This window comes from Mediterraneibacter sp., from assembly GCF_030825015.1.
GTDB lineage: Bacteria > Bacillota > Clostridia > Lachnospirales > Lachnospiraceae > Mediterraneibacter.
Genome location: NZ_JAPJQP010000015.1, coordinates 37,987 through 44,970, shown reverse-complemented (window position 1 = coordinate 44,970; position 6,984 = coordinate 37,987). Strand labels below are relative to the sequence as shown.

Below are 6,984 nucleotides of genomic sequence, written 5' to 3'. Positions count from 1 at the left end.
CGCAATAAGGGCGAAAAAAGCCTTGATTTACAGGGCATAAACGGCGTGAAACTGGCATAGGCGATACAGAATACCTTTTCCCTTGAAATCAGGGTTCTACTGCGTAACAATTTAAAATCAGTACCTATAAAAGAACAGGGTGCGGGAGGTCATTACTGGCTTCCTACGCCCTGTTCTTTTTGTGTCTGACTGTCTTTATCCTGCATTTCCGGCTTCGGCTGTAATTCTTTTTCTATCCGGTTCCGGTAATGGGTTTTCCTGCGGTAAAAATATTTTGTTACTTCCTGTTCCGGCAGCCATATCCCCGCAGCTTCTATCCGTTCCATAACAGCGGCAACGATTTCCCGGTTGTTGCGTTTATGCGGCTCCTGTCCCTTTTCTATCCAAAGGCGGCGGTATTCTTCATAAAGCCATGTACTGATAGTTTCTTTTTGCCGTTGTTTCAAATGTCGGAACTGCTTATCTGTCCGCAGCAGCTTCCCGTCTACCTTTTTATGATTTTTTGTCCCGATTTCTTTTTTCCTCTCTTTCCATTTCTTCAAGGGGAAATTGGGGAGGGCTTCTATCAGCTTCATTGTGATATACTGGCGCATATCTTCATCAATTTCCAGTTTGAATGTTCCGTCCGGTTGACGTTTCTTTACAGTTGCCTGCCTGTCGATTTCGTCCTTGTAGCACATAAGCACCTTTTCCACCGCCCATGTTTCTCCGGTAACGGCGGCGCGTATGGTTTCATAATCGGGTATCGTTTGGTCTGCCATGTTTTCACGCTCCTGTCTATATTGGAATACCTTTATCCTACCACGCTTTTATAGATATTTCTACTGTAAGCGTTCGGTTTCCCTGCCCCGTTCCGGTTCTTTTTCCAGTCTTAAAATACTGTCTATGTTCTGTTTGATAACGTCGTATTCCTTGACCTGTTTTTTCAGTTTGCCATAATCAGCGTAAAGAGCTTCTTTCTGCGCTTGGAGTTTCCCGTATTCTTCCTGCATGGCGGCAAGATTGGGGAGCTTGGTAACGCCCGCCGCTTTCAATGCCTTTGCCGCCGCTTCATGGAGTATCAGACTGCTTTCCTGCTTTGCCCGGTATGTGTCCTTATCCTTTGCCCTGCGGTATGCTTCATAGACGTTTTTTGTTTTTTGGTAGGTGGTAACGTGCTTCATCAGCACCGCCATATCTGCAAGACGCTTCTCCACACCCTTTAATGCGTCTGCTGTCTTTTCATTTTCCGCATTTACGTCCTCAATCCGACTGACTAAATCTGCATACTGCTCAATCTTATGTTCCGTCAAGAAATTCATAGTCTTTGCAGCCAGTTTCAGATTATGGATTTTCGCCCACTGTTCATAGCCCCGGCTCTCTTGTGCCTTGATACTGTTTTCAATGTCGATAAGCAGCGATACGCCGCGCTGCTCTTTGGGAGCTTTCGCCGCCTTTGTGCGCTTGCCTGCAATCCGTTCTTTGATTGCTTCCTCTGTATAGTCTGCACCGAGGGTTTTTAAGCGGGTAAACCGTTCCTGTCCGGGAGCGCGGCAGGAGATATATTTTCCCGTCTTTATCTCATAGCCCGCTGCCTGTAACCGCTGCAACAATTCTTCAAAACTTGCTACTTGGGGAATAAGCGTATCAACGGCAATTTTCAGCTTGCCTTTCCAACTTGTTCCCGTCTTTTCCGCTTGATATTCCGCATAGCTCTTTCCCTTGCTGCCTTTGCCCGGAACGACGACGGACAGCCCGTTTTCCCGACACAGCTTATCGCTCATATTCCGTATGCCGTAGTAGCTGCGCTTATTGGAATTGTACTTATGGTAGTCAACAAAGTTGACCGCGCAAAAAATGATGTGGTTATGGATATGCCCCTTGTCTATGTGGGTAGTTAGGACGTATTCGTGCTGTCCCTTTGTTGTTGCGTCGGCAAGCTGCTTTCCGATTGCATGGGCTTTCTCACAGTCCACCTCTCCCGGTTCAAACGATTGTATCAGATGAAAGGCTAAGTTGTTCCCTTTCTGCCGAGCCTGCGACAAAGTATATTCAAACTCAATATCTGCCGTTTCATAGCTGCACCCAAAGGAGGACACAAGCGTTTTCCCGTCTGTCTTATCCGGGTTTTGGATATAGTCAAGGGCTTTGCTCAACGTGCTTTTAATAGGCTTAATCTTTGTAACCGCCATATCTCCGCAAGCACCCCCTTTATTTCCTCTATGTCCTCTTGGTAGACGCTGCCTGTCGCATTGACACGCTTTGCAATCTGATTGATGTTGACCCCGATTTTCTGTATCTCCGCTGTCATGGCTTTTATATCGCTATGGTCTGTCTGAATGATATACCCGTCAATGGCAATCTTGCGAAGATACGCCGCCATGTTTTGGGTAGGGACGAGCTTCATTTTCTGCTCAATCAACGCCCGTTCTTCCTCTGTTACATAGAATTTGATTTGTACTTTTCTTTTGCGTCCGTTCATGCAATCGCTCCTTTCCGTTCCGAGGGTTTGGGACACTTCCCAACAAGCAATTTTCAACCGACGCACCGCAGGGCAAGAGGGCGAAAATACGGAAAAGGGTACTCTTTTCCTATGCTTGCTAAGAAAGTTTTTTCCTTACTTACCACTACAACGAAACTTCCAGTATGCCAAAAAAGCGCAAAAGAAAACGCCGCAATCCTGCGACGCTTCAATCACTTTATGCAGATAAAAACGAGGGAACTTTATTCCCCCGTCTTATCGTTGTTGGCTTCCTCTATGCCTTTTGCGGTAGCAGACATGATTTTTAAGTCCGTTTCGCTCATAGTGTCAAGCATGGTATCGAGCTGACGGCGGCGTGTGGACTTCTCCTGTTCCCGCTCCGGGAAAAAGAACTGGTCTACTGATACGTCAAGCAGGGTTACAAGCTCATACAAAATCTGTAAACTTGGGTGCTGCCCGCTGTTCTCAATGGACGCGATATATCGGGGCGCAATATTCAGCGTGTCGGCTAACTGATTGCGTGATATTCCCTTTGCTTTTCTTGCTACTTTAATGGCTTGTCCGAAAGCCTTAAAATCAAATTTTTCTTTGTTCTGCTTCATAGTCATTTCACCCAACTACATTGTATATTTCATCTTTCTTTCAAGATATGATTACACATAGCATAGTGTTGACCTGAATAGAGCATATTATTTTGCTTGTGCGATTGACAAGTTGTTCTGCATTTGTTTTAATTTACAATACATGACAATAGGTAGAAACAAAAACTGCAAGAATAATGAAAACACCAAAATAACATCTTGATATACTATGGGAGAAAGGAGGAAGCTGTAATGAAAAACAATATTGAAAAGGTTATCGCTGCGATTGACTATATCGAAAATCATTTATCTGATAAAGTCGATTTAGAACTTGTTGCGGAAGCTGTTCACTATTCCAAATACTACTTACATCGTATTTTTACAAAAACAGTAGGCTTGACAGTACATGATTATGTCAAACGCAGACAACTAACAGAAGCAGCTAAGTTACTGGTTTTTTCAGATAAGCCGATTATTGAAATTGCTTTTATTGCGGGATATGAAAGTCAACAGGCTTTTAGCGATATATTCAAATTGATGTATAAAAAGTCCCCCGGACAATATAGGAACGATGAAGAATTTTATCCATTACAGCTAAGATATATCTTGAATAAAAATCCTATGGTATTAGACGAAAAAATTGATTTAGAAAAAGAAATTCAATTTGCATCTATGGAGGATATTCCTAAATGGATTGAATTAGTTAGGCTTGTGGTGGACGGATTTCCTTGCCTAGATGAAAAGCAATATGTGGAACAGCTAAAAGACTGTATTCAAAAGAAACAGGCATTGATTTTGAAAGATAAGGATATTGCCATAGGTATTATGGGTATAACTATTGCTACTGGAAGTATTGATTTTTTGGGAATACACCCTCAATACAGAAAACAAGGAATTACACAGGCTTTTTTGAAGAAAGCGATTTCTTTACTTATAACAAGTGATGAAATTTCCGTTACAACTTTTCGGGAGGGAGATAAAGCTGATACAGGCTACCGTAATATTTTCAAAAATCTTGGATTTGCGGAAGCCGAATTATTAGTTGAATTTGGTTATCCAACACAACGTTTTGTCCTACAAAAAGAAAATTGGGAGGAAACAGCTAATGAATAATATGTTGGATAATCCTTTGGCACAGGACTTTACGATTAAATCTTTACTAAAATTTGCATTCCCTACTATGTTGACTATGGTTTTTATGGGACTATATACCATAGGAGATACGATATTTGTATCACGATTTGTAAATACAGACGCTTTATCTGCAATCAACATTGTAACACCTGTTATAAATCTGATTGTTGGGCTTGGTACAATGCTTGCAACGGGAGGAAGTGCTATCATTGCCCGTAAAATGGGAGAGAAAAAATTAAAAGACGCTTCACAGGATTTTACTTTGATTGTATTTTCCGGAGCTATACTTGGAATACTGATTGCCATTATTGGAAATCTATTTCTTGATGATATTATTTATTTTTTAGGCGCGAGTGAAATATTGTTTCCTTATTGCAAAGACTATTTATTTGTATTATTACTTTTTACTCCTGCCAGTATGTTACAGGTACTATTTCAAAATTTAATCATTACAGCAGGACGTCCCGGTTTCGGCATGGTACTTTCAATTAGTGCTGGTGCAATCAATGTGCTGTTGGATTATATTTTTATGGTATTGCTTGATATGGGAATTAAAGGCTCTGCATTAGGAACAGGCATTGGATATTTAATTCCTACAATAATCGGTATAGTTTTTTTCTTAACTGGAAAAGGAAGTATGCAATTTAAGAAACCTGTTTTTCGTTTTTCCGTATTATCTGAAAGTTGTTTTAACGGGTGTTCTGAAATGATTAGTCAAGCGGCAGCAGCAGTTACAACATTTCTCTTTAATTCTACTATGTTAAAGCTACTTGGAGAAAATGGTGTTGCAGCTATAACGATTATTATTTATTCGCAATTCCTATTAACAACCTTGTATATTGGTTTTTCAATGGGTATAGCTCCTGTTATCAGTTATAACTATGGAGAGCAAAATCATCAAAAATTGAAAAGAGTATTTAGGATTTGTTTGCACTTTATAGTAACTGTTTCTATTTTGATTTTTGCAATATCAATATTTTTTGGCTCATATTTGGTCAATATTTTTTCTCCGATAGGAACCTCTGTTTATAATATTGCCAAAAATGGATTTTTAATTTTTTCATTTAGTTTTCTATGTTGTGGAATAAATATTTTTACTTCGGCTATTTTTACAGCTCTTTCTAACGGAAAAATATCTGCAATCATATCCTTTTTGCGAACATTTGGGCTAATTACGCTATTGCTACTTACATTGCCCCGAATTTTGGGCGTTAATGGAGTATGGTTAGCTGTTCCAATCGCAGAATTGATAACCCTGATTGTTTCAATAGTATATCTACAAAGAAACAAACGAAACTATTATTACATGTGAAAACTACCTAATTAACGGTAAATAAAAAAAACCGTTGTTTGGCAGGAAAGTTTTCATGCGCCAACAAAATATAAGCACCCTAACGGCGGTTTTGAAATAACAATCAAAGCCGCTGTTTTCTTTTTTCAAAAGTGAGAATACAGAGGGCGTGTTAAAGTCGCCCTTTTATAAGGATATGGCGGTATCAAGGAGGTATCGCCATGTCCTTTTTCTTATGCCCGTCTAATGGGTTACTATCAAAAAAAGCCATTATCCACCGACGGGTTATTCCGGCTATGTAGATGAACTGTCAAATCAATTAAATACTGCTGTTATTTCCTATGCGTCTGTCTGCATTTTGCAGGCAGGCGCATTTCGCATTTTACAGAAGATTTTTCAAAAACTTTGCCCTCTTTTTGGCAAAGCAAAAAGTCGCCTGTATTATCCCGCGAAAAGGGGAGGTACTACCGCCTTTCGGCAGAAAGGAGGTGAACACCATGACACCTAATCGCAGGGAATTTGAAAAGCAATGTGCGTTTCAAAAGTTCTGTAAATCAGTGCTGCACAATGAAGCGTGCAACGCCCATGAGGAAATTCGTCGGCGCAGAGTTCGGGAGGTTACTTTTTCCAACCTTGCCTTGCATGAGGAACGGCAGCTTTATACCGTCGATAAGTATTTTCAAGACGAAGAAGCAGAGCCGTCTTATCAAATGGCAGGAAAAGAAATACCCCCCAAACTGCTGCTTGAAGCTATCCGGGCTTTACCCGAAGAACGGCGCAAAATTGTACTGTTGTATTACTTTGAGGGATTGACTGATATGGAAATCGGAAAGCAGCTCAATATCTCAAGAAGTACGGTACAGTACCGCAGGACAAGCTCCTTTGAGCAGTTAAAAAAATATTTGGAGGAAAACGCTGATGAATGGATTGAATGGTAAACCGACCGAGTACCCGGAAAATGCCCTTGTTCCCTATCCCGTTATTTTGGCGGCGAGCAAAGGCGACCCGGACGCAATGAAGATTGTATTGCAGCATTTCAGCGGCTACATAGCAAGTCTTTCCATGCGGAAGCTCTATGATGAGCGAGGAAATGTTTATTTTGGAGTAGACGAAGAAATACGCGAAAGGCTGCAAGCAAAACTGATGAGGGCAATCCTCACATTTAGGGCTGAATAAACCAACGCGGTATTGGAATGCTTCCCCCTTTTCCGTTCCATATCGCAGAACAGCCCTCTGCTCTTTGATAAAGAAAGCGGCGCAATAGAACGGCGACGCAGTATAAGGCAAATCGGATACGTTCCTTTTGTGCCGAGCCATGCGGTGGATACGCCATGACCTTTCTCTTAATAGAAAAGCGAGCGAGAAATACCACACCGTAAAGCAGAGATAGCAGCCTGCGGGCGATAACGTACAGAATACATAATGATACTTCCTTATAGCCATAGTCCGAGCGTTAGAAGCGTCGCAGGCAATGGGTAGGGCTTCGGCAGACCGCCGGAGGGGTGCAAGTCCCATGA

Annotated in this window: 8 protein-coding genes; 4 read left to right on the top strand and 4 right to left on the bottom strand. The window is 41.4% G+C overall.

Annotated features, from left to right (window positions below):
- Window positions 1-152 precede the first annotated feature (152 nt).
- The 4 genes from RCH61_RS09945 to RCH61_RS07475 form a co-directional block, all read right to left on the bottom strand.
- Entirely contained in the window at window positions 153-761 is a 609-nt protein-coding gene (locus RCH61_RS09945; protein ID WP_442920451.1) for a helix-turn-helix domain-containing protein, read from the bottom strand.
- A gap of 60 nt (window positions 762-821) precedes the next feature.
- Window positions 822-2,171 (bottom strand): relaxase/mobilization nuclease domain-containing protein, encoded by a 1,350-nt coding sequence (locus tag RCH61_RS07485; protein WP_306480328.1) that lies wholly within the window; start codon window positions 2,169-2,171, stop codon window positions 822-824.
- Complete coding sequence (locus RCH61_RS07480; protein WP_025578758.1) at window positions 2,132-2,461, bottom strand: plasmid mobilization protein; 330 nt, start codon at window positions 2,459-2,461, stop codon at window positions 2,132-2,134. Before RCH61_RS07480 ends, RCH61_RS07485 begins: the two co-directional genes overlap by 40 nt.
- Before the next feature lie 242 nt (window positions 2,462-2,703).
- Window positions 2,704-3,063, bottom strand: a complete 360-nt coding sequence (locus RCH61_RS07475) for a helix-turn-helix domain-containing protein (RefSeq protein WP_442920450.1) — start codon at window positions 3,061-3,063, stop codon at window positions 2,704-2,706.
- Window positions 3,064-3,294: 231 nt separating this feature from the next.
- Here RCH61_RS07475 and RCH61_RS07470 point away from each other — a divergent pair, with 231 nt between their 5' ends.
- The 4 genes from RCH61_RS07470 (at window position 3,295) to RCH61_RS07455 (ending at window position 6,643) form a co-directional block, all read left to right on the top strand.
- Window positions 3,295-4,155, top strand: a complete 861-nt coding sequence (locus tag RCH61_RS07470; protein WP_306480326.1) for a helix-turn-helix domain-containing protein — start codon at window positions 3,295-3,297, stop codon at window positions 4,153-4,155.
- Complete coding sequence (locus RCH61_RS07465) at window positions 4,148-5,488, top strand: MATE family efflux transporter (RefSeq protein ID WP_306480325.1); 1,341 nt, start codon at window positions 4,148-4,150, stop codon at window positions 5,486-5,488. The genes RCH61_RS07470 and RCH61_RS07465 overlap by 8 nt, the downstream gene beginning before the upstream one ends.
- A gap of 476 nt (window positions 5,489-5,964) precedes the next feature.
- The gene (locus RCH61_RS07460; protein ID WP_306480324.1) at window positions 5,965-6,405 is read left to right on the top strand and encodes an RNA polymerase sigma factor; all 441 of its coding nucleotides are present in this window, start codon (window positions 5,965-5,967) and stop codon (window positions 6,403-6,405) included.
- Window positions 6,386-6,643, top strand: a complete 258-nt coding sequence (locus tag RCH61_RS07455) for a helix-turn-helix domain-containing protein (protein ID WP_006858660.1) — start codon at window positions 6,386-6,388, stop codon at window positions 6,641-6,643. Before RCH61_RS07460 ends, RCH61_RS07455 begins: the two co-directional genes overlap by 20 nt.
- Window positions 6,644-6,984: the final 341 nt, after the last annotated feature.